General features: G+C 62.6%; 1 protein-coding gene. It reads right to left on the bottom strand.

Translation table 11 applies throughout. From position 1 onward, the window contains the following. Nucleotides 1-17: 17 nt before the first annotated feature. On the bottom strand, nt 18-842 hold the full coding sequence (locus PV773_RS25130) for an IS5 family transposase (protein WP_347968989.1): 825 nt from the start codon (nt 840-842) through the stop codon (nt 18-20). Nucleotides 843-908: the final 66 nt, after the last annotated feature.

Genomic DNA, 908 nt, shown 5'->3' with positions numbered 1-908 from the left:
AGAGTCCGTTTGGAAAGTCAGGGATGGGCATTCCGGCGTAGGAGGTTGCCGCCCATGGCGACGAGGATCATGGCCTGGGAGACGTCGATCCGCTTCTCGTAGTCGCGGACGAGGCGGCGCCATCGGATCATCCATCCAAAGGTGCGCTCGACAACCCAGCGGCGCGGCAGGACCTTGAAGCCCTGCTGGTTGTCACAGCGGCGGACGACCTCCACCACGAAGTCGAGATAACTGGCCTTGTCCATGAGCTTGAGCCGGTCATAGGCGCCATCGGCGAAGAGATGCTTCACCCAAGGCCAGCGTTTGCGGATGCCATCGAGGATCGTTTGCGCACCTGCGCTATCAGAGATGTCGGCGGGCGTCAGGTTCACCATGAGCAGCCGGCCATCGGTGTCGACCGCGATATGCCGCTTGCGTCCAACGATCTTCTTGGCGGCGTCGAAGCCCCGTTCCTCCGCTGACGGCGCCTTGACCGACTGACTGTCGATGACCGCCGCACTCGGGCTTTGCTCCCGGCCCTGACGCTCGCGATCCAGCATCAGCTCGATGTCGTGGATCGTCTGAAACAGGAAGCGCCGAGCCAGTTCGCGGAACCAGCCGTATACCGTCTGCCATGCTCCAAAATGGACGGGCAACATCCGCCAACCGCAACCCGAGCGCACCAGATAACGCACCGCGTTGATCACCTCGCGGAAATCCACTTCGCGAGGTCGACCACGCCGCCCCGGCCGAGGCATCAGCGGTGCGATCCGCTCCCACTCCTCGTCGGTCAAATCGCACGGGTAACGCTTCGTCTTGCGCTCAATCTTGGAAATCCGGCCACGGCTCGCTTCGGTCCACATCCGCGCCCTGAATCACGCTTCACGCCCGGTGGGAACCCCTCAAATCCGATTTTCCAAACAGCCTCT

The sequence above is a fragment of the Mesorhizobium sp. CC13 genome (assembly GCF_039907765.1).
Classification (GTDB): Bacteria; Pseudomonadota; Alphaproteobacteria; order Rhizobiales; family Rhizobiaceae; genus Aminobacter.
Note: the sequence above shows the minus strand (reverse complement) of the source record. Positions and strands in the feature narration are given on the sequence as shown.

Bases quoted from the DNA above. Each gene is read 5' to 3' on its own strand.
- PV773_RS25130 (WP_347968989.1), bottom strand. From the start codon at position 842: ATGTGGACCGAAGCGAGCCGTGGCCGGATTTCCAAGATTGAGCGCAAG.